Origin of the sequence: Limnohabitans sp. DCL3 (assembly GCF_048019295.1) — a bacterium.
In the GTDB taxonomy this organism is placed as follows: domain Bacteria; phylum Pseudomonadota; class Gammaproteobacteria; order Burkholderiales; family Burkholderiaceae_C; genus Limnohabitans_A.
Genome location: NZ_CP171842.1, coordinates 2,715,279 through 2,738,185 on the forward strand (window position 1 = coordinate 2,715,279; position 22,907 = coordinate 2,738,185).

Genomic DNA, 22,907 nt, shown 5'->3' on the forward strand with positions numbered 1-22,907 from the left:
CCATGAACACTCCCCACCTGTGGCGCTTGGGTCTGACGGGCGGCATCGGCAGCGGCAAAAGTACCGTGGCCAGCATGTTGGCGGCCAAAGGGGCGGCTGTGATCGATGCGGACGCGATTTCGCGCAGCTTGACCGCCGCAGGCGGACGGGCCATGGCCGCCATTGCCCACAACTTTGGTGCGCACATGGTCGACGCGCAAGGCGCGATGAACCGACAGGCCATGCGTGAAGCGGTATTTCAAGACCCTCAGGCCAAACAAAAACTTGAAGCCATCATCCACCCGCTGGTGAGTCAAATCACCGCAGAGCAAGCACAAGCCGCGGTGCAAAGTGGTCATCGCGTGTTGGTGTTTGATGTGCCTTTGCTGGCCGAATCGGGTGAACGCTGGCGCCAACAGGTGGACCGGGTGATCGTGGTGGACTGCGATGCCCAGACTCAGCGGCAGCGGGTCATGGCCCGCAGTGGCTTGGCCACGGAAGAAATCAACCGAATCATCGGCTTGCAAGCCACCCGGGCTCAGCGTCTGGCTTGCGCAGATCTGGTGATCTTCAATCAAGGCCTGAGTCTGTCCGAATTAGAGGCCAAAGTGGCTCAAGTGGCTGCCGACTTCGGGCTATGATGGCGGCACTGGAAGACGCCGCGTGATACTGTACGAATACCCCTTTAACGAACGCATCCGCACTTACCTGCGCTTGCAACAACTGTTCAATCGCCTGGGCCAATTGATGGGCCGCCACGAGGCCTTGGACCACCACTTTGCGCTGACCACTTTGTTCGAGATCATCGAGGTGGCTTCACGCTCGGAGCTCAAATCCGATGTGCTCAAAGATTTGGAACGCCAAAAACAGCTGTACAACGGCTACCGTGGCAACCCGGCCATTTCTGAAAAAGCCCTGGATGGGCTGATCGCCCAACTGGACGAACACTTTGACGCACTCAACCAAGTCAACGGCAAAATTGGCCAAAGCTTGAACGACAACGATTTTTTAATGGCCCTGCGCAGTCGCGCCGTGATTCCAGGCGGCACATGCGAGTTTGACCTGCCCGCCTACCACGCTTGGCAGCACCATGATTCGGCCAGCCGCGCCGAAAACCTGTCTCAATGGGTCGCACCCTTCGGGCCCTTGGCGCAAGCCATCAAGTTGCTGCTGCAAATGTTGCGCGAGTCGGGTAACAGCCAAAAAGTCATGGCCACATCAGGACAGTTGCAACAAAACCTGCCCCAGGGGCGAACTTTTCAATTGTTGCGTCTCAAAATTGACCCGGCCTTGGGCATCACGCCGGAGATCAGCTGCAACCGCTTGCTGGTGGTGATCCGCATGCAGCACCAACAAAGCGATGGCAAATTGGTCGCCACCACCGAAGATGTGCCGTTTGAGATGTCTTTGTGCGCATGAGCGACTCGAACCAGCCCCAAGCCTTCGAACCCCGCAAAGTGCGCTGTCCTGCCTGCGCAGGCACCAGCCTGTACAGCCCCCAAAATCCCTACCGACCTTTTTGCAGCGCCCGCTGCAAAGGCGTGGACTTGGGGGCCTGGGCCAGCGAAGAATTCAAACTGCCCGACGACACCCCACCCGACGAGACTTTTGGCGATCCGCGCTTGCAGTGAGCGGCTCGAAAACCTTGAGGTTTCACGCGTGCGTGGCCCCATTAAACTCACGCTCTTCGGCCAACCAGGTCAGCACCGGGATGGTGCCCGGCAGCACGGGCGTGACAGCGACCGGCAAAGACTGCCAAGCGTGTGATTGCGCTTCGCGCATCTGCAACTCGCCCTGCCAATCCCAGACTTTGCAAAAATGCAGCCGCACCAAAGCATGCGGGTAATCGACCATCTGGGTTTTCCAGGCCAGGGCGGCTCCAATGGTGATGCCCAACTCCTCTTGCAATTCACGGCGCAGTGCAAGCTCGACCGACTCGCCGGCTTCGAGTTTGCCGCCTGGGAACTCCCAATAGCCCGCATAGACCTTGCCTTCTGGGCGTGAAGTCAGCAAGAAACGGCCATCGGCTTGCAGCAACACACCCACCGCCACATCCACCACGGCACGCTCAGCCTGACCCGCGTTCAGGTCTTCGCGCGCCCGCTCGCCATCGGCCACCAACAGACCTGTGCTCATGCCGGATCGGCTTGGCGGCCCATCATGTCGCGTGCAAACTGGTAGGCGACACGGCCGCTGCGCGAGCCTCGCTCCAAAGCCCAAAGCAAAGCATCCGGGCGAGCCGCGTCGATTTGCGCAGGTGTCGCCCCAAGCGCGCTGAGCCACTGGCCAGCAATGGTCAGGTACTCGTCTTGTGAGAAGGGGTAGAAACTGATCCACAAGCCAAAGCGTTCGGACAGGGAAATTTTCTCTTCCACACCTTCACCAGGATGCACCTCGCCGTCTTCGGTGTGTTTGTAAGTGAGGTTCTCGCTCATGTACTCCGGCAGAAGATGGCGACGGTTGCTGGTGGCGTACACCAGCACATTGGGGGTCGAGGCCGCCACCGTGCCGTCCAGAATCGACTTGAGCGCCTTGTAACCCGGCTCGCCGTCTTCAAAACTCAGGTCATCGCAATAGACCACGAACTTTTCGGGGCGAGCCGCCACCACCTCGATGATGTCGGGCAGGTCGGTCAGGTCTTCTTTGTCCACCTCGATCAGGCGCAGGCCTTGAGATGCATAGGTGTTCAGGCAGGCCTTGATGAGCGAGGATTTGCCCGTGCCGCGCGCGCCGGTGAGCAGCACGTTGTTGGCCGGACGGCCGTTCACAAACTGCTCGGTGTTGCGCTGCAGCTTTTCCTTTTGGTCGTCGATTTCTTTCAGGTCGCCCAGCGTCATGGCCGCGACATGGCGCACCGGCTCGAGCACGCCATGGCCCGACGAGCGCTTGCGGTAGCGCCAGGCAATGGCTTGCGTCCAATCGGGGGCGGATAGGGGTTGGGGCAAGACCGACTCAATGCGGTCCACCAATTGGCTGACTTTGGCCAGCAGTTGGTCCAAGGCAGAAGATGCGGGGAGGCTCATGAACGGTAATCCGCGTTGATGGTGACGTAGTCGTGACTCAAGTCGCAGGTCCACACGGTGTCGCTGGCGGTGCCCCGGCCCAGGTCGACGCGCACGGTGATCTCGCTGCCCTTCATGACGCGCTGACCCTCTTCTTCGCGGTACTCGGCACGACGTCCGCCTTGAGAGACCACATGCACATCGTCCAAGTGCAGTTCGATCAAACCCTGGTCCAGGTCTTCTATGCCGGCGTAACCCACGGCCGCCAAAATGCGACCCAGGTTCGGGTCGCTGGCAAAGAAAGCCGTCTTGACCAAAGGCGAGTGTGCGATCGCATAAGCCACCTGGCGGCACTCTTCGCCCGTGCGGCCACCTTCGACCTGCACCGTGATGAACTTGGTCGCGCCCTCGCCATCGCGCACGATGGCATGCGCCAACTGGCGGGCCACTTGCATCAAGCCCTTGAGCAGCGCTTGACCCTCGGCGCTGTCCAGCGAGGTGATGGGTGCGTTGCCCGCCTTGTGCGTGGCGATCAGCATGAAGGCGTCGTTGGTCGAAGTGTCACCGTCGATGGTGATGCGGTTGAACGACCCATCGGCCAGCTGTTTAGCCAAAGCGGGCAGCAAAGCTGGGTCGATACACACGTCAGTGGCCACAAAGCCGAGCATGGTGGCCATGTTGGGGCGGATCATGCCCGCGCCCTTGCTGATGCCGGTGATGCTGACCGTTTTACCGCCCACTTGGACTTGCACGCTGGCCGCTTTGGGCATGGTGTCGGTGGTCATGATGCCTTCGGCAGCCTTGGCCCAATGGGCAGTTTGTGCGTCGGCCAGTGCAACGGGCAAGCCCGCCACAATGCGGTCCACGGGCAGCGGCTCCATGATCACGCCAGTCGAAAACGGCAGCACTTGGGCGGGCGTGCATGGCAGCAAACTGGCCATGGCCTCGCAGGTTTGACGTGCATGGGCCAGGCCTGGCGCACCGGTGCCCGCATTGGCGTTGCCCGTGTTGATGACCAATGCCCGCACGGCACTTCCTGCGACCAAGTGCTCACGGCACACCTGGACAGGCGCTGCGCAAAAACGGTTGCGGGTGAACACCCCTGCAACGCTGGTGCCTTCGTCCAACAAGAACACGGTGAGGTCTTTGCGATGGGCTTTGCGAACGCCCGCTTCGGCAACACCAATGCGCACACCTGCAATGGGACTGAGTTGAGCGGGATCCAGAGGGGGCAGGTTCACAGGCATGGGGGGTCCTTTGAGAAATACGTTGTGGGTTTCACACAAACAAAACGGGCCTGAGCCCGTTTCATCCGCCTCGCCCGTTCAGGCGAGTTTGCCGTGGCAGTGCTTGAACTTCTTGCCACTGCCGCAGGGGCAGGGGTCATTGCGACCGACTTGGCCAAATGCTTCTTGCAAACCCGCCAAATCGGCCGCCACCGTTTGTGGCTCACCGGACTCGTCCGGAGCGCTGTAGGTCACGTTGCTGATGTGTTCAGCCCGTTCCTCAATGGCCTGTGCCGCTTGCTCGATCTGGTCGCCAGAATCGATGCGCACGGTCATCAAGGTGCGGGTCACTTCGTTTTTGACGGCGTCAAGCAACTGACCGAACAACTCAAAAGCCTCGCGCTTGTATTCTTGCTTGGGCTGCTTTTGGGCATAGCCGCGCAGATGAATCCCTTGGCGCAGGTAATCGAGTGAGCTGAGGTGCTCACGCCAATGCGTGTCGATGCTTTGCAACAAAATCATGCGCTCAAACGAGGTGAAATTGTTCGCGCCCACGCTGTCCAGCTTGGCCTGGAAATGGGCATTGGTGGCATCCAAAACCGTCTCCAGAATATCTTCGTCAGTGATGGCACTGGAGGCTTGGACCTTGCCGCACAAATCCAGCGTCAACTGCCACTCCTCGGCCAAGGTTTTCTCCAAACTGGCCAAGTCCCACTGCTCTTCCACCGTTTCGGCCGGCACATATTGGCGCACCAAATCGCTGAAGCACCCTTCGCGCAAGGCGGCAATTTGACCGTTCAGGTCCTGCGCATCCAGGATGTCGTTGCGCTGCTGGTAAATCACCTTGCGCTGATCGTTGGAGACATCGTCGTATTCCAACAACTGCTTGCGGATGTCGAAGTTACGGGACTCCACCTTGCGCTGGGCACTTTCGATGCTGCGCGTGACGATGCCCGCTTCGATGGCTTCGCCTTCGGGCATTTTCAGACGGTCCATGATGGAGCGCACACGGTCACCCGCAAAAATGCGCATCAGCGGATCGTCGAGGCTCAAGTAAAAACGCGAAGAGCCAGGATCACCCTGGCGGCCCGAGCGGCCTCGCAACTGGTTGTCAATGCGGCGTGATTCGTGGCGCTCGGTGGCGATGATGCGCAAGCCGCCCAAAGCCTTGACCTGTTCGTGCTCGGCTTTCCATTGCGTGCGCAATTCGTTCACACGGGCTTGACGCGCCACCTCAGACAGGGCCTCATCGGCTTCCACCGCTTGAATGTCTTTTTCGATGTTGCCACCCAACACAATATCGGTGCCGCGTCCAGCCATGTTGGTGGCAATGGTGATCATGCCTGAACGCCCGGCTTGGGCCACGATGTCCGCCTCACGGGCATGCTGTTTGGCGTTGAGCACCTGATGCGGCAGTTTCTCTCGCGTCAGCAACTGTGCGATCAATTCGGAGTTCTCGATCGATGTGGTGCCCACCAACACAGGTTGCCCGCGCTCATGGCACTCACGAATGTCGGCTATCGCGGCCGCGTAACGTTCTTGCGAAGTCTTGTACACGCGGTCCAACTGGTCTTCCCGCTGACTCTTGCGGTGCGGAGGAATCACCACAGTCTCCAGGCCATAAATTTCCTGGAACTCATACGCCTCGGTGTCGGCCGTGCCGGTCATGCCACCGATCTTGTTGTACAGGCGGAAATAGTTTTGGAAAGTGATGGAAGCCAAGGTCTGGTTCTCGGCCTGGATCTCAACGCCCTCTTTGGCCTCCACGGCTTGGTGCAAACCATCGCTCCAACGGCGACCGGTCATCAAACGCCCCGTGAACTCGTCCACAATGACAATTTCACCGTCTTGCACCACGTAGTGTTGGTCGCGGTGGTACAGGTGCTGCGCACGCAGTGCCGCATTCAGGTGGTGCATCAAGGTGATGTTGGCCGGATCGTACAGGCTCGCGCCCTCAGGAATCAAGCCCAACTTGGCCAGCAGGCTTTCTGCTTTTTCGTGCCCTTGCTCAGTCAAGAAAACTTGGTGTGCTTTTTCGTCCACAGTGAAGTCACCTGGCGTGATCACGCCCTCGCCCGTGCGGGGATCGGCTTCGCCTTCCTGGCGGGTGAGCAAGGGCACCACCTGCTTCATCGAGAGGTAGGTGGCTGTATGGTCTTCCGCCTGACCGCTGATGATCAAAGGCGTGCGTGCCTCGTCGATCAGGATCGAGTCCACCTCGTCGATGATGGCGTAGTTCAGCGGACGTTGTACACGGTCATGGGCCTCGTAAACCATGTTGTCACGCAAATAGTCAAAACCGTATTCGTTGTTGGTGCCGTAGGTGATGTCCGAGTTGTACGCCGCTTGCTTTTCTTCACGCGACATTTGGGCCAGGTTGATGCCCACCGACAGGCCAAGGAAGTTGAACAACTTGCCCATCCAGCGCGCATCCCGGCTGGCCAAATAATCGTTCACGGTGACCACGTGCACGCCTTTGCTGGCCAAAGCGTTCAGGTAAGCCGGCAAGGTGGAGGTCAATGTTTTGCCTTCGCCTGTGCGCATCTCGGCCACTTTGCCGTTGTGCAAGGCAATACCACCCGCCAATTGCACGTCAAAGTGACGCATCTTCATGACGCGCTTGGAGCCTTCCCGAACCACCGCAAAGGCTTCAGGCAGCAGCGCATCCAATGTTTCACCCGCGGCATAGCGCTCACGGAAATGTGGGGTCTTGGCACGCAATTCGTCGTCACTGAGCGATTCCAGTGCGGTTTCGAGCGCGTTGATGCGCTCCACTGTTTTGCGGTATTGCTTGAGCAGGCGGTCGTTGCGACTGCCGAAGATTTTGGTGAGGAAAGGGATGGCCATGTCTACAAGATCGTCCCTCCAACTCAAGTTGAAGAAACAGACCGTCTATCCTGTCTAGTTAAGGTTTCAAGTGTTACAGGCCCTGCGGGATGCAATCCCCCCTTGCCCACGTACAGACACCATCAAGGCGCACCTGTCGGGTGCCGTGATTTTAGCCGCTAGGCGGTCTGGTTTGACGGGGCATGAAGCCACGCGCCAAGCACAACCGATCAATCCAGTGTTACCCTTTTGACCATGTCAAGACGCCATCACGCCATTTCCCTGCAACAAGCTGCGCAAGAGTCACCCACATTTGCACGTTTGTCTGAAATGATTCGCGCGTCCAACGATCGCCTGCAGGCCATTCGCAGCCTGTTGCCAGCGCCCTTGCGGGCCTGTGTGCAAGCGGGCCCTATGGATGAAGGGGGCTGGTGTTTGTTGGTCAGCTCCAATGCTGTGGCCGCCAAACTGCGGCAACTGTTGCCGGCATTGCAAGCGCATTTGTCACAACAAGGCATGCCCGTAGACGCCATTCGCATCAAAGTTCAAAACCGCTCGGGTTGACTTCACAATGTCAGTTGAGCGCTTTTTAAATGGTCCAAAGAAAAAGGCCCAGATCAAAGATCTGGGCCTTTTAAATGTGGTGCCGCTTGTCGGATTCGAACTGACGACCTACCGCTTACAAGGCGGGTGCTCTACCAACTGAGCTAAAGCGGCACGGGCTAAATTCTAACGCGCTACGGGGCCATTTCTGCGCCCTGTCCCTTTAATTTTTTACTTGATGCGTTTCAATGCAGGACGCGAAGGCGACGGGCTCGTTGGGGTGGGGTCATCCTCGGGCAAGGACTGGACTGGTTCCGGCTGAACGGCCGTCAAAGGGGTTGAAGACACTTCGTCGTCGTTCACCGGGAAAGCCATGCCTTGACCGTTCTCACGGGCATAAATGGCCATCACACGTTGGATGGGCACCATGATGTCACGCGGCTTGCCACCGAAGCGGGCTTTGAACTCGATGAAATCATTGCCCAGCTTCAATGAACTGGTGGCGTCCATGCTCACGTTCAGCACGATCTCGCCCCCTTGCACATATTCGCGGGGCACTTGCACGGAAGCATCAACCTTGACGGCCACATAAGGTGTGAAACCGTTTTCTGAGCACCAATCGTACAAAGCCCTGATCAAATAAGGACGCGTGGATGGCAATTCGGTGGCACTGATCATCGTCGGCTCCAGCAGAACTTACTTGCGCATGACCTTCTCGGATGGGGTCAACGCTTCAATGTACGCTGGGCGTGAAAAGATGCGCTCAGCGTATTTGAGCAAAGGCGCCGCATTTTTACTCAACTCAATGCCGTAGTAGTCCAAACGCCACAAGAGTGGTGCAATCGCCACGTCAAGCATCGAGAAGTTGTCACCCAGCATGAATTTGTTCTTCAAAAACACCGGGGCCAGTTGCGTCAAACGGTCACGGATATGCGCGCGCGCTTTTTCCAAGGCTTTGTCATTGCCTTTGAGGGTGCGGTTTTCCAGCGTCAACACATGGGCAAACAGCTCTTTTTCAAAGTTGAGCAAGAACAGGCGCACGCGGGCACGGTCAACCGGGTCACCGGGCATGAGTTGGGGGTGTGGGAAACGCTCATCAATGTACTCGTTGATGATGTTCGACTCGTACAAAATCAGGTCACGCTCCACCAAAATCGGCACTTGGCCGTAAGGGTTCATGACATTGATGTCTTCGGGCTTGTTGTAGAGGTCCACGTCACGGATTTCGAAGTCCATGCCCTTTTCAAACAGCACAAAGCGGCAACGGTGGGAAAAAGGGCAAGTGGTTCCAGAATAAAGCACCATCATGGCGGAGGCTCCTCAAAAAATCAAAAAGAGTGGAAGGCCCCAAGGCCCGCCACTCCACAAGACCCGACCGAATGGCCGGGTGAAAGATCAATTACTTGATGTCTTTCCAGAACGCTGCATTCAAACGCCAAGCGATAAAGGTGAAGAACGACAAGAAAATCAGAACCCACACACCGATGCGAACACGGGTGTTCTGAGCAGGCTCGGCCATCCACTGCATGTAACCGACCAGATCACCAACCGCTTGGTCGTACTGCAAAGGGGTCATGGTTCCGGGCTTGACCTGTTTCCAACCCGAGAAGATTTGGACCGTGTGGCCATGCTCTTCTTTTTCGGTGTAGACCGGTTCGCGCTCGCCTTGCAACTCCCACAGTGGGTTGGGCATCCCGACGTTGGGCATGGCCAGGTTGTTCCAACCCGTTGGCTTGGTCGAATCGCGGTAGTACGTACGCAAATAGGTGTAGAGGTAATCTGCACCGGTGCCGCCATGGCCTGAACGTGAACGCGCCATCAAGGTCAAATCAGGTGGATTCTTGCCGAACCAATCTTTGGCCAAAACGGGGTCCATCGCCACTTTCATGTTGTCCCCAACGCGGTCGGTCGCAAACAACAAGTTGTCCTTGATTTGCTGATCGGTCAGGCCAATGTCTTTCAGGCGGTTGTAACGCATGAAAGCCGCAGAGTGGCAGTTCAAACAGTAGTTGACGAACAACTTGGCACCGTTTTGCAACGCGGCCAAATCGTTGGTTTTCTTGGGGGCCTTGTCCCAAGCGATGCCACCACCGGCAGCATGGGCACCGGCCATCAGACCGAGGGCCATCACAAAGCCCAAAGCGAGTTTCTTGATGTTTTTCATGTTCTTGAATCTCCGTGATCTCAGTGAGGCGTGAAGGTCACGCGGTCAGGAACGGGCTTGGGCGTGCCCAACTTGCTCCACCAAGGCATCAACAAGAAGAAGCCGAAATAAAACAGTGAACCGACTTGGGAGACGCGCTCACCGATGGGTGATGGTGGCTGTACGCCCAAGTAGCCCAGAATCAGGAAATTGATGACAAACACAGCGTACAGGTATTTGTGCCAATCGGGACGGTAGCGAATTGACTTGACAGGGCTGTTGTCGAGCCATGGCAAGAAGAACAAGATCACCACCGCACCTCCCATGACCACCACACCCCAGAACTTGGCATCAATGGCCAACATCAGGGCTGAAATCACCACAGCAGCACCCACCACAGCGCCTTTGAGCAATGTGGGCAATTTGCCTTTGGCAACAGCCAACACGGCACCGATCACCACGCAAGCGATCAAGGCGTACATCATCTCGCTGGTGATGGCACGCAACATCGAGTAGAAGGGCGTGAAATACCACACAGGTGCGATGTGCAAAGGCGTGGTCAGCGGATCAGCGGGGATGAAGTTGTTGTACTCAAGGAAATAACCACCCAGCTCTGGTGCGAAGAACACGATCGCGGTGAAGACCATCAAGAAGACGCTCACACCCATGATGTCGTGCACCGAGTAATAAGGGTGGAAAGGAATGCCGTCCAAAGGATGGCCATTGGCGTCCTTGGGTGCATTGGGCCCCTTGATTTCAACGCCGTCAGGGTTGTTGGAGCCGACTTCGTGAAGCGCAATGATGTGCGCCACAACCAGACCCAACAAAACCAGCGGCACAGCAATCACGTGGAAGCTGAAGAAGCGGTTCAAGGTGGCGTCGCCCACCACAAAGTCGCCGCGAATCAACAAAGCCAGATCAGGGCCAATGAAAGGAATGGCCGAGAACAAGTTCACGATCACCTGGGCACCCCAGTAGGACATTTGACCCCATGGCAACAAATAACCCATGAAAGCTTCGGCCATCAAGCACAGGAAAATGGCGCAACCGAAGATCCAAACCAGCTCCCTTGGCTTGCGGTAGCTGCCATAAATCAAGCCACGGAACATGTGCAGGTAAACCACCACAAAGAAGGCCGATGCGCCTGTGGAGTGCATGTAGCGAATCAACCAGCCCCACGGCACATCGCGCATGATGTACTCGACCGAAGCAAAAGCCAAAGCCGCATCAGGCTTGTAGTGCATGACCAGGAAAATACCGGTCACGATCTGGATCACCAGCACCAGCAAGGCCAGCGAACCGAAGAAATACCAGAAGTTGAAGTTTTTAGGAGCGTAGTACTCAGACAGGTGCTCTTTGTAGAGCTTGGACGCCGGGAAACGGTTGTCCACCCAATTGAGCAGCTTTTCGCCAACAGGGGCGTTCGGAGAGATTTCTTTGAATTCAGCCATGTTGTTCTCCATCAGGCCTTTTTGTCTTCACCAATGATCAGCTTGGTGTCGGACAGGTACATGTGAGGCGGCACTTCGAGGTTGTCAGGTGCTGGCTTGTTCTTGAACACGCGACCGGCCAAATCGAAAGTCGAGCCATGGCAAGCGCACAAGAAACCACCAGCCCAGTCGTCGGGCAACGATGGCTGAGCGCCTGTGGCGAACTTGTCGCCAGGCGAGCAACCCAAGTGGGTGCAAATGCCCACTGCCACCATGATTTCTGGTTTGATCGAACGGTGACCGTTCTTGGCGTATTCCGGGGTGGGGTATGCCGTGCGGTCCGATGCGGGGTCGGCGAGCTGACCTTCGATCTTCTTGAGGGATTCGAGCTGCTCAGGCGAGCGCTTCATGATCCAAACGGGTTTACCGCGCCATTCGACGGTCAGTTTCTCACCCGGGTTCAAGGCGGAAATGTCCACCTCGACCGCCGCACCAGCCGCTTTGGCCCGTTCGGAGGGTTGAAAACTGCTGACGAAGGGGGTGGCCACAAAGCCAGCGCCTACGGCACCTGCGCAAGTGGAGGCAATCAGCCAGGTCCGCTTGCTGCTGTCGACTGGGGTGTCACTCATGGGAATCCTCTAGCGAGTCGTTATCAGGGTCAACCCGCGATTGTAGCGGAGTGAAACAGACAAGCGTCTTACAAGACCCCAGCTTCACCTCTGTTGCCCCACAATCGATGAGGCGGTGCTCTTTGGACAGTGAAGTCACGGCTTTTTGCAACAACAATCCCATCATTTCGGATCACAAGGCCATGCCGCCCACCATCTGACGGGCCACTCGAATGGCCTGCAACAAGCTGCTGGCATTCGCGATGCCTTGACCTGCCACATCCATGGCGGTTCCGTGGTCAGGACTGGTGCGGATCAGTGGCAGCCCCAGCGTCACATTGACCCCTTGCTCCACGCCCAGGTATTTGACCGGGATCAGGCCTTGGTCGTGGTACATGGCGATCACCACATCGAATTCACGTCGCCCATCGGCCTGTTGACGCGCCCGCATGAACACCGTGTCGGGTGCATAAGGGCCGTTCGCATCCAAGCCCTCTTGCCGGGCCAAGGCCAAACAGGGCTGCAAGATGTCAAGTTCCTCGCGCCCAAACAAGCCGCCCTCGCCCGCATGGGGGTTAACCCCTGCCACCGCCATGCGAGGTTGGCGCCCCAAAACGGGGGTCAGTGCGGCGTCGGTGATGCGCAACGTTTCTAAAACACGCTCCAGCGTCACGGCTTCCAGCGCTTGGCGCAGTGCGACATGGATACTCACCAGCACGGTGCGCAACTCGTCGTTGGCCAGCATCATGCGCACGGGCATTTGATCGAGCGGCACCCCCATGTGCAGCGCCGACTCGGCCTGCAGCAACTCGGTGTGACCGGGGTATTGGTTGTAAGGCGCGCCTGCTGCGTGCAAGGCCTCTTTGTGCAAAGGGGCTGTGACCAAAGCCGCCACATCACCGCGCAATGCAGCCCGGGTGGCCCACAACACAGCATCACCGGCCAATTGCCCGGCACGGGCGTCAATGCGCCCCCAAGGCAATACAGGGGCGACAGGCACCACCTGCAACACAGGCAAACAACGCGGCGGAACCTGCAAAGCGTCCGCTGCCGTCTCAATCTCGCAAACAGGGTAAGCAGGTGATGTCTGAACCAATGCCATCGCCCGACGCATCAGGCCGACATCGCCCGCGACAAAACAGCCTTGCGTCAGATCAGGGGCTTGGCACCATGCACGGGCCACGATTTCCGGACCGATGCCACAGGGATCGCCCGGCGTGATGGCGATGGGTCGACCCATCCAAGGCGTCTGAGGAGAAAGTTCTGATGTCATTCGTGGCGGCTTCAATAGGGGTGGCAGGGACTTCAGGCCGGGTTATCGATCTCGATGAATTGGTGCTGTAAGCCCAGGTTTTGTGCCACATGCGCAGCCAAAGCGGGTGCACCATAGCGCTCGGTGGCGTGGTGACCGCAAGCTAAAAATGCCACCCCGGTCTCTCGTGCCAAATGCGCTTGGGGCTCGGATATTTCGCCCGTGATGAACGCATCCACACCTTGTGCAATCGCTGCCTCAAAATAACTTTGCGCCCCACCCGTGCACCACGCCACACGCCGAACGGGACGATCACCGCCGCCCACACAGGTCACCGATCGGCCCAACTGCAACGCCACATGGTTGGCCAAGGCCTGCGGGTCGGACCATGCTTGTGCGCCAGCCCCCAGGAAACCCAGTTCTTGCTCGCCAAAGCGGCCATCGGCTTGCAAGCCCAATACCTTTGCCAATTGGGCGTTGTTGCCCAGTTCCGGATGGGCGTCCAGAGGTAAGTGGTATGCGAACAAGTGAATGCCGTGCGCCAGCAACAAGCGCAAGCGCTCGCGCATCCAGCCTGTCACGCGCCCATCTTGGCCACGCCAAAACAAACCATGATGGACCACGATGGCGTCGGCATTGGCCGCCATGGCCGCTTCAATCAAGGCACGGCTGGCAGTGACACCGCTGACCAGCAACTGCACGTCACGGTCGCCCTCCACTTGCAAACCATTGGGGCCGTAATCGCGGAACTTTTCTGGCTGGAGCAAAGCATCAAAGGCTTGGCCCAGAATTTTGGCGTGGGTCATGGGGGCGAGCTTTCTGTCAGGTCTGCCTATTGTGGCGCAGGCCGATGTGCTGGGCAGGCCCGAATCAAGGACAATTCCCAACATGAAACGTTATTGGCTTTTATTTTCTCAATGGGTCACCGTGTTGGTCGCCATCTGGTTTGTGGTGGCCACTTTGCAGCCTGAATGGCTGCGAAGTGCCAAGCGCTCGGCCGATGGCATGACCTTGCTGCAAGCCCCGGTGGGGTCGGACCTGAGTCGACCGGCTGGCAGCCTGAGTGCGCCAGCTCGTCAAGCCTCTCCCGCTGTGGTCAGCATCAACACCAGCAAATCGAGCAGCAACCGTCCTCCCAACCAAGACCCTTGGTTCAGGTTCTTTCATGGCGATCAAGAAGAACAAAATCCGGCAGGACTGGGCAGCGGCGTCATTGTGAGCCCAGAAGGCCATGTCTTGACCAACAACCATGTCATTGAAGACGCAGACGACATCGAGGTGGTGTTGGCCGATGGGCGCAAAGCCGTCGCCAAAGTCATTGGCACTGACCCCGAAACCGACCTGGCCTTGTTGAAAATCACGCTCGACAAACTGCCCGTGATTGTTCTCGGTCAAACCCAAAATTTACAGGTGGGCGATGTCGTGTTGGCCATTGGCAACCCTTTTGGCGTCGGCCAAACCGTGACCTCAGGCATTGTCAGTGCCTTGGGCCGAAGCCAATTGGGCATCAACACCTTTGAAAACTTCATCCAAACCGATGCAGCCATCAACCCAGGCAACTCAGGCGGAGCGTTGATCGATGTGAACGGCCATTTGATGGGCATCAACACGGCCATCTACTCCCGCTCTGGCGGCAACATGGGGATTGGCTTTGCCATCCCCATTTCCACGGCTCAACAGGTCATGCAAGATTTGCTGAAAAACGGCAAAGTGATTCGGGGCTGGATTGGGGTGGAGCCTCAAGACCTTTCTGCTGAATTGGCTCAAACCTTCCAACTGCCCGCTGCAGGTCAAGGCCTGCCCTCTGGCGTGGTCATCACGGGTGTCCTGAAAAATGGCCCAGCAGCCAGTGCGGGCATCCGTCCGGGCGATGTGATCATGAAGGTGGCTGGGCAACCTGTTCGCAATGTGGCCGAATTGCTGACCGAAGTGGCCAGTTTGAAGCCCGGGGCCCCCGCCGAAGTGAACATTTGGCGTCGCCAAGGCGAAGTCAACCTGCGCTTGATACCGGCAGAACGGCCGGCAGTCCGCCAACAGCGCCGATAAGTCAGGCTTGAATTGCCCCCTACAAAAAGAGGCCCTCAGGCCTCTTTTTTTCAACACCCTGGGGATGCTCAGGCCGCAGAATCAGGCTCTTGCGGTGCTTGGGTGTGTTTGATGAACACTTGCGCAGCCCAAATACCGAGCTCATACAGCAAGCACATGGGAATGGCCAACGCGAGTTGCGACACCACATCGGGTGGCGTGACCACAGCCGCAATCACGAAGGCCAGCACCACAAAGTAGCCCCGAAAGTCCTTGAGCTTTTGCACGCTGACCACGCCCATGCGGGCCAACACCACAACCGCCACGGGCACTTCAAATGCCAAACCAAAGGCCAGGAACATGGACAACACGAAGCTCAAATAGGCCTCGATGTCAGGCGCCGCCGTGATGCTTTTGGGCGCAAAGCTCTGAATGAAACTGAACACCTGGCCAAAAACAAAGAAGTAACAAAACGCCACCCCAATGAAAAACAGCAAGGTGCTGGACACGACCAAGGGCATGACCAACTTTTTCTCGTGGCTGTAGAGCCCTGGGGCAATGAAGGCCCAGACTTGGTACAACACCACAGGCAACGCGATGAGGAACGCGCTCATCAGCAAAATTTTGAGCGGCACCATGAAAGGCGAGATGACCGACGTGGCGATCAACGTGGCCCCTTTGGGCAAATGCACCACCAAGGGCGCCGCCAAAATATCGTACAAGTTGCCAGGCCCCGGGAAGATGGCCAAAACGGCTGCAGCCACCGCCACGGCGATCACGGCCCGCACCAAGCGGTCGCGCAACTCGATCAGGTGCGCCACAAAAGGTTGCTCAGAACCTTTGAGTTCGTCGTCGGGCTGGGAGGGGGTATCGGACATGGCGGGGTCGGTTGGACAGTGAGCACCCAAGGTGCGCCAGCGTCAATGAGAATTGAGGGGCTTGGGCCGATAACGGGCTACGCGTGCGGCGCCCGAAAGCGCTTTGGTGCGCACACCTGAGCGGGCTTTGTACCACTGGGGCATGGCGCCACGCTTCAACCGCCAGTTTTTGTCTGGGCGCACATAGTAAGGCGGCGGTGGCTCGATGGCGGGCAAATCACTGTTCAGCCCGGCCGTGGTGTCAGCCCAGTCTTTTTCAAAGTCAGAAGCCGTGGTTTGAACGGTTTGCTCGACATCGCGGGCCGCCGTCTCCATGGTCTCTTTCATCTTTTTGAGCTCTTCCAGGTCCATGGACCGGTTGACCTCGGCCTTGACATCTGACACGTAACGCTGCGCCTTGCCCAAAAGGGTGCCCAGCGTGCGAGCCACCTTGGGCAGTTTTTCGGGGCCGATGACGATCAACGCCACCACCCCAATCAGGGCCATTTTGGAAAAACTTAAATCCAGCACAGTACAGCGGTCAGTGGTTCAAAGGTTCAAGACTTGGTCTTGGCTTCAACGTCGATGGTGGTCTTTTCGGCTTGGGGGGAAGTCGAGGCGGTCACCTGACCTGCCACGGGCGCAGCGCCTTCTTCGGATTTGGCACCGCCATCTTTCATGCCATCTTTGAAGCCTTTGACCGCACCACCCAAGTCAGAGCCCATGTTTTTGAGCTTTTTGGTGCCGAACACCATGACCACGATCAACAAAACGATCAACCAGTGCCAAATGGAAAAAGTACCCATGAAACTCTCCTGTTAATGCAAGGATTCTAAGGGGATCGACAGCCAGAATCGGATCGTCCCTGAGGAAGGAAGGATTTGCAGAGAAAAGAGCCGGCTTCAACCCCGCTGCCAGGGGCGAGGACCGCCCATGACGTGCATGTGCAGGTGGTGAACCTCTTGACCGCCTTCGGTCCCGTTGTTGACCACGATGCGGAAACCGCCATCCGGGTAAGGGTTACAGCCTTCTTGCAAGGCCAGCTTGGGGGCCAGGGTCATCATGTGGCCCATCAAGGCGGCATGCTCAGGGGCCAGATGCATCATCGACGGGATGTGCAGCTTGGGGATGATCAAAAAGTGAATGGGCGCCCACGGTGCGATGTCGTGGAAGGCGAAGACGTGCTCGTCTTCATGCACTTTGCGCGAGGGAATCTGGCCCGCGATGATTTTGCAAAAAATACAGTGGGTGTCGGTCATGGCTCGATAGTTTTCAAATTCAAAAAATGTCAGTCAGTCACCGGGCGCTTCCCGTTCAGGCGCACCATGCCCAGCACGATGCGGTACAAAAACCAGATGGAGATGGTCACCCAGGCCAACCATCCGGGAAAGACAAAGAAGAACCACAGAGGAAACGTCACCAGGTACAGCAAGGCCGCCCAGATCACGGTGCGGATTCGGTAGCTGAAATGTGTGCGCTCCCAACCCAGGGCATCGCCTTTTTTGACCGCATCGATGATGAGCGCCACCACCAGCAAGGCCGGGCCCATCTGCGCCCCGGGAATGACGGCGCTCACCGCCACGATCAGGTGAAGGATGTAGCTGACCCAGCTGATGGTGTGGGTGCTGTCGTCCTGGGCTTGGTCAATCATGGCTTATTCGCCCAAGCGCTCGCGCTCTTGCACTTTGCGCAGGGCTTTCTCTTCCAGGCCGCTCAGTCCTTCACGGCGGGCCAGCTCATTGACCACATCAGCGGGCGTGAGGCCATAGTGCGCCAGCGCGATCATGCTGTGGAACCACAGGTCGGCCACCTCGCCCACCAGTTTGGCTTTGTCCCCGCCATGGTCCACGTCCTTGGCGGCCATCACGGTTTCGGTGGCTTCTTCGCCAATCTTCTTCAAAAAGGCGTCGGGCCCTTTGTGCAGCAGGCGGGCCACATAGCTTTTTTCGGGGTCACCGCCGTTGGCGGGTTTGCGGCTCTCGACCACGGCCGCAAGGCGGTCAAGGATGTCTTGGTTGGTCATAAGCTTTGGAGCGCTCACTTGTAAATGGTTTCAGGGTCTTTAAGGACCGGATCAACAGCCTGCCAGCCTTCGGGCTGCAAGCTCTGGAAAAAGCAGCTGTGGCGGCCCGTGTGGCAGGCAATGCCCGGCTCATGCCCCAGCTGGGTAATTTTGAGCAGCACCACATCGTTGTCGCAATCGATGCGGATGTCGTGCACCGTCTGCACATGGCCCGACTCCTCGCCCTTGAACCACAGCTTGTTGCGTGAACGGCTGAAATACACCGCCCTTTTCAGCTCGGCCGTCTTTTGCAAAGCCTCGCGGTTCATCCAGGCGAACATCATCACGTCGCCAGTGTCTTTTTCTTGGGCGATCACAGGCACCAAGCCTTTGTCGTCCCATTTGATTTGATCGAGCCAGTTCATAGGGGAGTGATCTTAAGACATTGGGGTGTAAGGACAGCCGACGCACCAGATAGCACCACGAAGCCAGCTGCACGAACGGCTTGTCGGGTTGCACAAAACACCCATTGGTTGCAAAATACAACCCACCAAGGAGAAGCACCATGGCTGTTGCAATGAAACTGTCTGACGAGTTGGTCGAAGACGCCAAACCGTACGCCGCCGCCGAGCACCGCTCGGTACCACGGCAAATCGAATACTGGGCACGCATCGGCAAAGCCGTGATCGACAACCCGGATATGCCTTTGCGCATGATTCAAGACACCATGCTTTCGCGAGAAGAATTCAAAGCCGGACTGGCTGCGCCTTATGAGTTTGGCTGATGCTGCAAGTCAGCGCCTCGCCATCGTTCAACCGGGTGGCAAAAAAACTGCACGCCCGCGACAAAAAAACACTGGATGAAGCCATCCAGGCCATTCTTCAGAATCCTCAGCTGGGCGAGGAAAAGAAAGGCGACCTCGCGGGTGTGTTCGTCTACAAGTTCAAACTGAACGGCCAAGAAACTCTGCTGGCTTATGAACTGCAGCCGCACAAAACAGCCCCCACTGAAGCCATGCTGCTGGCGGTCGGGCCACATGAAAATATTTATGCGGGGTTAAAGCGGTAATGCTCAGTGACTGCGCTTTGGCTTGAACACCCACAGAACAGTCAGCGAATTGGGCCTGAGCTTGTGCTTCCAGCCATTGCACCACCGAGCGGGCGATGCCTCTGCCCCGGTGGCTGGGCAGCGTGAACATTCTCTTGAGCTCCCCATCAGCCGGCTCAAGCACGATGGCCCCACAAGCCACCGCCTGGCCCCATTCATCGCGTGCGACCGCGAAAACGACATTCGGCTGCGACAGGGCAGCCATGCCGATCCCGTGGTGGCTCTCGGCTGGATAGAGGGGCTTCTGGTAAGCGTCCAGCTGCTCAATGAGCGCAAGAACTTCGGGCTGGTTGGCGGGCTCTGTGGCGATGTGCATCAGGTCGTTTTCATGCTGCCGCCTGGCAGCCCTGCTGCTGCACGACGCGTTCGGTGGAGGCAGGGAACTTGCTCAACTTGGCTGCAGGCCGGCGCGGGCGGGCCAGCAGTTCACCCCCGCAGTTGGGGCACTTGCCGGCCAGCACGCTCTCTGCGCATGCCGCGCAGAAGGTGCATTCAAAAGAGCAAATGCGTGCTTCCGTGGAATCGGGGGGAAGGTCTTTGTCGCAGCATTCACAGCTTGGGCGCAATTGAAGCATGGTGTCTTCCACTGTTCTTATTGATTTCACGTGAACTGAATTTAGTTCACCCAACCCGATGAGTACAGCCAGTGCCAGGCCATTCGTTCGGCTGTTTGCCTTCAGTGCCTTGTCACAAGCGCACCGGAATCCCCCGCTCCCGCATCCGCTCTTTGGCCTGCTGCACGGTGTACTCACCGTAATGGAAGATGCTGGCGGCCAGCACGGCGTCAGCCCCGCCGAGGCTCACGCCATCAGCCAGGTGGTCGAGATTGCCTACGCCACCCGATGCGATCACGGGCACGCTCACCGCGTCGCTCACGGCGCGGGTCAGTTGCAAATCAAAGCCACTTTTGGTGCCGTCGCGGTCCATGCTGGTGAGCAGGATTTCGCCCGCGCCGTACTCGGCCATTTGGGTGGCCCAGGCCACCGCGTCCAGGCCCACGTTTTTGCGGCCGCCGTGGCTGTACACGTCCCAACCGGGACCTAGGGCCAAACCGTTGGTGCCGATGCGCTGCTCGTCTTCGGCGCTGCGGCGCTTGGCGTCGATGGCCACCACGATGCATTGCGCGCCGTATTTGGCCGACGCTTCGCGGATGACTTGCGGGTTGGCAATGGCCGCCGAGTTGAAGCTGGTTTTGTCAGCCCCGGCGTTGAGCAATCGGCGCACGTCTTCCACCGTGCGCACACCACCGCCCACGGTGAGCGGAATAAAGACCTGGCTGGCCACGGCTTCGATGATGTGCAGGATCACGTCGCGCCCGTCGCTGGTGGCGGTGATGTCCAAAAACGTGAGTTCGTCAGCGCCCTGCTCGTTGTAGCGGGCCGCGATTTCCACCGGGTCGCCGGCATCACGCAGTTCGACAAAGTTGACGCCCTTGACCACGCGACCGCCGGTCACGTCGAGGCAAGGGATGATGCGTTTGGCGAGCATGGCGACTTCTCTGGTTGAATGGGTTCAGGGTTTTTTAGGGTTTCAGCACTTGCAAGCGCTGCCATCCCGTCCAGCGCCCGCCCGCAGGCAAGGTGATGGGCGCATACACCTGCGCAGCTTCGACGCACAGCATGTGCCGCCAGCCCTCGTCGGGCATGTCGGCCAAGCGCTTGCACAGGTCTTGCGCGGGGTTCCAGACCACCGTGTTGGCCCAGCTGGGGCTTTGGCGGATGTGCAGGGTCTTGTTCAGCGTCATGGGCTGTGGCCCGGCTTCGTAGACGCGGTCAAACTCGGCGGCAAAGCCGATCGCCTCGGCCGCGTGCGCATGGGTGTCGGTGAGTGAATCCCACTCGGGCTGGCCGCCCAAGCCTTGCAGCGTGGCCTGCGTCACGTCGGGCACGGCCAAATAGGTGTGCAGTGCGCCAGAGAACGCCAGCGCTTGGGTGTCTGTGTTGTGCACGTCCAGCGTCAGTTGCAAGGCGCCCGGGCCCAGGTCGATGTGCAGCGCCAAGGCAAAGGCTTGGGGCCACCAGGCGCGGGTCTGAAAGTTGTCGTTCAGGCGCAGCGTGAGGCGGGCATGCTCGGCTCCCAGTTCGGGCGCATCGGCCAACCAGGCCACGTTGCGGGCAAAGCCGTGTTTAGGCAAGCGCTCGGCCAGGGGGCCGCGTTGGTTGAACTGAGGAAAGCAGACGGGCACACCGCCGCGGATGGCGGCTTGGCCGTCCATCACGCTTTGGGGGCTGAGGTACAGCCGCTCTTGGCCACCCGATACCCAGGAGAGCACATGCGCACCGTGCAGGGCCACCACCAAGCGGTCGCCCGCTGGCAACGCCAACTCGCAAGCCGGCAGGCCTGCGAACACGGTGTCGCGACAAGTGGCCTGCCCGGTCATCTGGCTTGTCCTGTGGGGTTCAACCGTTCAGTTCGTCGGCGCGTTGCTGCGCCAGCGCGAAGTCGAGGTCGCCCGAATACACGGCGCGGCCGCAGATCACGCCTTCCACGCCTTCGTCTTCGACGGCGCAGAGCTGCTCGATGTCGGCCATGTTGGACAGGCCGCCTGAGGCGATCACGGGAATGTGGAGGGCTTGGGCCAGTTTGACGGTGGCGTCGATGTTGATGCCACTCAACATGCCGTCGCGGCCGATGTCGGTGTAGATGATGGACTCAACGCCCCAGTCTTCGAACTTCTTGGCCAAGTCCACCACTTCGTGGCCGGTGAGCTTGCTCCAGCCGTCGGTGGCCACTTTACCGTCCTTGGCGTCCAAGCCCACGATGATGTGGCCGCCAAAAGCGGTGCAGGCGTCTTTCAAGAAGCCCGGGTTCTTCACGGCGGCGGTGCCGATGATCACGTAGCGCAGGCCGCTGTCGATGTATTTTTCAATCGTGTCCAGATCGCGGATGCCACCGCCCAACTGCACCGGGATGTCATCGCCCACGGCCTTGAGGATGGACTTGATGGCGCTGAAGTTTTGCGGTTTGCCCGCGAAGGCGCCATTCAGATCCACCAAGTGCAGGCGGCGTGCGCCTTTTTCGAGCCAGGTGCGGGCCATGGCGGCGGGGTCTTCGCCAAAGGTCGTGGCTTGGTCCATGTCGCCCTGTTTGAGGCGAACACAGTGGCCGTCTTTGAGGTCAATGGCGGGAATCAGAATCATGGCGAATTAAAAAAGGCTGAGGGGCTGATAAACGGCAGTGAAAACTTCTCAAGGCTGCCAGTGGAGGAAATTGCGGAACAAGGCCAGGCCTTGGTCCGCGCTTTTTTCGGGGTGAAACTGGGTGGCAAAAATATTGTCACGGGCAATGGCGCAAGCAAAGCGGCCGCCGTAATCGGTCTGGGCCGCACTGTGCGCCGGGCTGGCCACCTGGGCATAAAAACTGTGCACGAAGTAATACCAGCTGCCGTCAGCGATGCCGTTCCACAGCGGGTGGGCAGGCGCAGCTTGCCAGACCTGGTTCCAGCCCATCTGCGGCACTTTGTAGCGGGTGCCGTCCGGCTGAATGCGCCCGGCCAAATCGAACTTGACGACACGGCCGGGGATCAGGCCCAAACCGGGCGTGTCGCCCTCGTCGCTGTGGTCCAGCAGCATTTGCATGCCCACGCACACGCCAAACAGGGGCTTGCTGGCGGCGGCTTCGAGCACGGCGTCCAGCAGGCCCGACTCGCGCAACTCACGCATGCAGTCGGGCATGGCGCCCTGCCCCGGCAAGACCACGCGGTGTGCATCGCGCACCACTTGCGGGTCAGACGTGACGGTGACTTCGGCATGGTCCACGCTGGAGGCGGCGTGCATGACGGCCTGCGCCACACTGCGCAGGTTGCCCATGCCGTAATCGACGACAGCGACGCGGTTGACGCTCATGTCCGCCCTCCCGCCGGGCCGCCCCAAGGGAGGGCGAAGCCCCCTCGGGGGGCAGCGATGAC

Annotated in this window: 30 protein-coding genes, 1 tRNA gene and 1 pseudogene; 7 read left to right on the top strand and 25 right to left on the bottom strand. The window is 58.7% G+C overall.

Going from position 1 to position 22,907, the window contains the following annotated elements; translation table 11 throughout:
• Nucleotides 1-2 precede the first annotated feature (2 nt).
• From coaE to ACHEXK_RS12140, 3 genes are read left to right on the top strand one after another with little or no spacing between them, the layout of a single operon-like run.
• A complete protein-coding gene (gene coaE, locus ACHEXK_RS12130; protein ID WP_416546519.1) occupies nt 3-620 on the top strand; it encodes a dephospho-CoA kinase in 618 nt (205 codons plus the stop codon).
• A gap of 22 nt (nt 621-642) precedes the next feature.
• A complete protein-coding gene (gene zapD, locus ACHEXK_RS12135; RefSeq protein ID WP_416546521.1) occupies nt 643-1,398 on the top strand; it encodes a cell division protein ZapD in 756 nt (251 codons plus the stop codon).
• A complete protein-coding gene (locus tag ACHEXK_RS12140; RefSeq protein WP_416546523.1) occupies nt 1,395-1,610 on the top strand; it encodes a DNA gyrase inhibitor YacG in 216 nt (71 codons plus the stop codon). The genes zapD and ACHEXK_RS12140 overlap by 4 nt, the downstream gene beginning before the upstream one ends.
• Before the next feature lie 22 nt (nt 1,611-1,632).
• Here ACHEXK_RS12140 and ACHEXK_RS12145 read toward each other — a convergent pair whose 3' ends face one another.
• The 4 genes from ACHEXK_RS12145 to secA all read right to left on the bottom strand — a co-directional run bounded on the left by ACHEXK_RS12145 (nt 1,633) and on the right by secA (nt 7,054).
• Nucleotides 1,633-2,115 carry an NUDIX domain-containing protein gene (locus tag ACHEXK_RS12145; RefSeq protein ID WP_416546525.1) on the bottom strand — a complete coding sequence of 161 codons (483 nt, stop codon included), beginning with the start codon at nt 2,113-2,115 and terminating at the stop codon, nt 1,633-1,635.
• Complete coding sequence (locus ACHEXK_RS12150) at nt 2,112-3,002, bottom strand: ATP-binding protein (protein ID WP_416546527.1); 891 nt, start codon at nt 3,000-3,002, stop codon at nt 2,112-2,114. Before ACHEXK_RS12150 ends, ACHEXK_RS12145 begins: the two co-directional genes overlap by 4 nt.
• Complete coding sequence (gene argJ, locus ACHEXK_RS12155; protein ID WP_416546529.1) at nt 2,999-4,228, bottom strand: bifunctional glutamate N-acetyltransferase/amino-acid acetyltransferase ArgJ; 1,230 nt, start codon at nt 4,226-4,228, stop codon at nt 2,999-3,001. The genes ACHEXK_RS12150 and argJ overlap by 4 nt, the downstream gene beginning before the upstream one ends.
• 78 nt (nt 4,229-4,306) lie before the next feature.
• Nucleotides 4,307-7,054, bottom strand: a complete 2,748-nt coding sequence (secA, locus tag ACHEXK_RS12160; RefSeq protein ID WP_416546531.1) for a preprotein translocase subunit SecA — start codon at nt 7,052-7,054, stop codon at nt 4,307-4,309.
• Between the two features lie 234 nt (nt 7,055-7,288).
• Here secA and ACHEXK_RS12165 point away from each other — a divergent pair, with 234 nt between their 5' ends.
• On the top strand, nt 7,289-7,597 hold the full coding sequence (locus tag ACHEXK_RS12165) for a hypothetical protein (RefSeq protein ID WP_416546533.1): 309 nt from the start codon (nt 7,289-7,291) through the stop codon (nt 7,595-7,597).
• A gap of 77 nt (nt 7,598-7,674) precedes the next feature.
• On the opposite strand, the gene ACHEXK_RS12170 is transcribed toward ACHEXK_RS12165, so the two are convergent.
• The 8 genes from ACHEXK_RS12170 to ACHEXK_RS12205 all read right to left on the bottom strand — a co-directional run bounded on the left by ACHEXK_RS12170 (nt 7,675) and on the right by ACHEXK_RS12205 (nt 13,815).
• A tRNA-Thr gene (locus ACHEXK_RS12170) sits at nt 7,675-7,750 on the bottom strand.
• A 57-nt stretch (nt 7,751-7,807) separates the two neighbouring features.
• Complete coding sequence (locus ACHEXK_RS12175; RefSeq protein ID WP_416546535.1) at nt 7,808-8,254, bottom strand: ClpXP protease specificity-enhancing factor; 447 nt, start codon at nt 8,252-8,254, stop codon at nt 7,808-7,810.
• Nucleotides 8,255-8,272: 18 nt separating this feature from the next.
• A complete protein-coding gene (locus ACHEXK_RS12180; protein WP_100119302.1) occupies nt 8,273-8,884 on the bottom strand; it encodes a glutathione S-transferase N-terminal domain-containing protein in 612 nt (203 codons plus the stop codon).
• A gap of 91 nt (nt 8,885-8,975) precedes the next feature.
• Nucleotides 8,976-9,731: a cytochrome c1 gene (locus tag ACHEXK_RS12185; RefSeq protein WP_416548939.1), complete on the bottom strand. Its 756-nt coding sequence runs from the start codon at nt 9,729-9,731 to the stop codon at nt 8,976-8,978.
• Between the two features lie 29 nt (nt 9,732-9,760).
• A complete protein-coding gene (locus ACHEXK_RS12190; RefSeq protein WP_416546537.1) occupies nt 9,761-11,170 on the bottom strand; it encodes a cytochrome b in 1,410 nt (469 codons plus the stop codon).
• Nucleotides 11,171-11,181: 11 nt separating this feature from the next.
• Nucleotides 11,182-11,778 carry a ubiquinol-cytochrome c reductase iron-sulfur subunit gene (petA, locus tag ACHEXK_RS12195; RefSeq protein ID WP_100119304.1) on the bottom strand — a complete coding sequence of 199 codons (597 nt, stop codon included), beginning with the start codon at nt 11,776-11,778 and terminating at the stop codon, nt 11,182-11,184.
• A 172-nt stretch (nt 11,779-11,950) separates the two neighbouring features.
• The gene (gene pdxA / locus ACHEXK_RS12200) at nt 11,951-12,997 is read right to left on the bottom strand and encodes a 4-hydroxythreonine-4-phosphate dehydrogenase PdxA (RefSeq protein WP_416546539.1); all 1,047 of its coding nucleotides are present in this window, start codon (nt 12,995-12,997) and stop codon (nt 11,951-11,953) included.
• Nucleotides 12,998-13,062: 65 nt separating this feature from the next.
• Nucleotides 13,063-13,815, bottom strand: a complete 753-nt coding sequence (locus ACHEXK_RS12205) for a Nif3-like dinuclear metal center hexameric protein (RefSeq protein ID WP_416546541.1) — start codon at nt 13,813-13,815, stop codon at nt 13,063-13,065.
• Between the two features lie 82 nt (nt 13,816-13,897).
• Here ACHEXK_RS12205 and ACHEXK_RS12210 point away from each other — a divergent pair, with 82 nt between their 5' ends.
• The gene (locus ACHEXK_RS12210; protein WP_416546543.1) at nt 13,898-15,055 is read left to right on the top strand and encodes a S1C family serine protease; all 1,158 of its coding nucleotides are present in this window, start codon (nt 13,898-13,900) and stop codon (nt 15,053-15,055) included.
• Nucleotides 15,056-15,123: 68 nt separating this feature from the next.
• On the opposite strand, the gene tatC is transcribed toward ACHEXK_RS12210, so the two are convergent.
• The 7 genes from tatC to hisI all read right to left on the bottom strand — a co-directional run bounded on the left by tatC (nt 15,124) and on the right by hisI (nt 18,318).
• The gene (tatC, locus tag ACHEXK_RS12215; protein ID WP_416546545.1) at nt 15,124-15,912 is read right to left on the bottom strand and encodes a twin-arginine translocase subunit TatC; all 789 of its coding nucleotides are present in this window, start codon (nt 15,910-15,912) and stop codon (nt 15,124-15,126) included.
• Nucleotides 15,913-15,954: 42 nt separating this feature from the next.
• The gene (gene tatB, locus ACHEXK_RS12220; protein ID WP_416546547.1) at nt 15,955-16,422 is read right to left on the bottom strand and encodes a Sec-independent protein translocase protein TatB; all 468 of its coding nucleotides are present in this window, start codon (nt 16,420-16,422) and stop codon (nt 15,955-15,957) included.
• Nucleotides 16,423-16,448: 26 nt separating this feature from the next.
• Complete coding sequence (gene tatA / locus ACHEXK_RS12225; RefSeq protein WP_416546549.1) at nt 16,449-16,697, bottom strand: Sec-independent protein translocase subunit TatA; 249 nt, start codon at nt 16,695-16,697, stop codon at nt 16,449-16,451.
• Nucleotides 16,698-16,793: 96 nt separating this feature from the next.
• Entirely contained in the window at nt 16,794-17,150 is a 357-nt protein-coding gene (locus tag ACHEXK_RS12230; protein WP_416546551.1) for a histidine triad nucleotide-binding protein, read from the bottom strand.
• Between the two features lie 29 nt (nt 17,151-17,179).
• Entirely contained in the window at nt 17,180-17,542 is a 363-nt protein-coding gene (locus ACHEXK_RS12235) for a DUF4870 family protein (RefSeq protein ID WP_416546553.1), read from the bottom strand.
• 3 nt (nt 17,543-17,545) lie between these two features.
• Complete coding sequence (locus tag ACHEXK_RS12240) at nt 17,546-17,914, bottom strand: phosphoribosyl-ATP diphosphatase (protein ID WP_293749933.1); 369 nt, start codon at nt 17,912-17,914, stop codon at nt 17,546-17,548.
• Between the two features lie 14 nt (nt 17,915-17,928).
• Complete coding sequence (hisI, locus tag ACHEXK_RS12245) at nt 17,929-18,318, bottom strand: phosphoribosyl-AMP cyclohydrolase (RefSeq protein WP_322993097.1); 390 nt, start codon at nt 18,316-18,318, stop codon at nt 17,929-17,931.
• A gap of 140 nt (nt 18,319-18,458) precedes the next feature.
• Here hisI and ACHEXK_RS12250 point away from each other — a divergent pair, with 140 nt between their 5' ends.
• Nucleotides 18,459-18,677 carry a TA system antitoxin ParD family protein gene (locus ACHEXK_RS12250; RefSeq protein ID WP_416546556.1) on the top strand — a complete coding sequence of 73 codons (219 nt, stop codon included), beginning with the start codon at nt 18,459-18,461 and terminating at the stop codon, nt 18,675-18,677.
• Nucleotides 18,677-18,961: a type II toxin-antitoxin system RelE/ParE family toxin gene (locus ACHEXK_RS12255; protein WP_416546558.1), complete on the top strand. Its 285-nt coding sequence runs from the start codon at nt 18,677-18,679 to the stop codon at nt 18,959-18,961. Before ACHEXK_RS12250 ends, ACHEXK_RS12255 begins: the two co-directional genes overlap by 1 nt.
• 49 nt (nt 18,962-19,010) lie before the next feature.
• Here the strand turns inward: ACHEXK_RS12255 and ACHEXK_RS12260 are convergent.
• The 6 genes and pseudogenes from ACHEXK_RS12260 to hisH all read right to left on the bottom strand — a co-directional run.
• A pseudogene (locus ACHEXK_RS12260) lies at nt 19,011-19,316 on the bottom strand (GNAT family N-acetyltransferase); the annotation flags it as partial.
• 10 nt (nt 19,317-19,326) lie between these two features.
• On the bottom strand, nt 19,327-19,575 hold the full coding sequence (locus ACHEXK_RS12265) for a DUF1272 domain-containing protein (RefSeq protein WP_416546560.1): 249 nt from the start codon (nt 19,573-19,575) through the stop codon (nt 19,327-19,329).
• A gap of 112 nt (nt 19,576-19,687) precedes the next feature.
• The gene (hisF, locus tag ACHEXK_RS12270) at nt 19,688-20,488 is read right to left on the bottom strand and encodes an imidazole glycerol phosphate synthase subunit HisF (RefSeq protein ID WP_416546562.1); all 801 of its coding nucleotides are present in this window, start codon (nt 20,486-20,488) and stop codon (nt 19,688-19,690) included.
• A gap of 34 nt (nt 20,489-20,522) precedes the next feature.
• The gene (locus ACHEXK_RS12275) at nt 20,523-21,380 is read right to left on the bottom strand and encodes a D-hexose-6-phosphate mutarotase (protein WP_416546564.1); all 858 of its coding nucleotides are present in this window, start codon (nt 21,378-21,380) and stop codon (nt 20,523-20,525) included.
• A gap of 19 nt (nt 21,381-21,399) precedes the next feature.
• Nucleotides 21,400-22,140 (bottom strand): 1-(5-phosphoribosyl)-5-[(5-phosphoribosylamino)methylideneamino]imidazole-4-carboxamide isomerase, encoded by a 741-nt coding sequence (hisA, locus tag ACHEXK_RS12280; RefSeq protein WP_100119319.1) that lies wholly within the window; start codon nt 22,138-22,140, stop codon nt 21,400-21,402.
• Nucleotides 22,141-22,188: 48 nt separating this feature from the next.
• Entirely contained in the window at nt 22,189-22,845 is a 657-nt protein-coding gene (gene hisH / locus ACHEXK_RS12285; RefSeq protein ID WP_416546566.1) for an imidazole glycerol phosphate synthase subunit HisH, read from the bottom strand.
• Nucleotides 22,846-22,907: the final 62 nt, after the last annotated feature.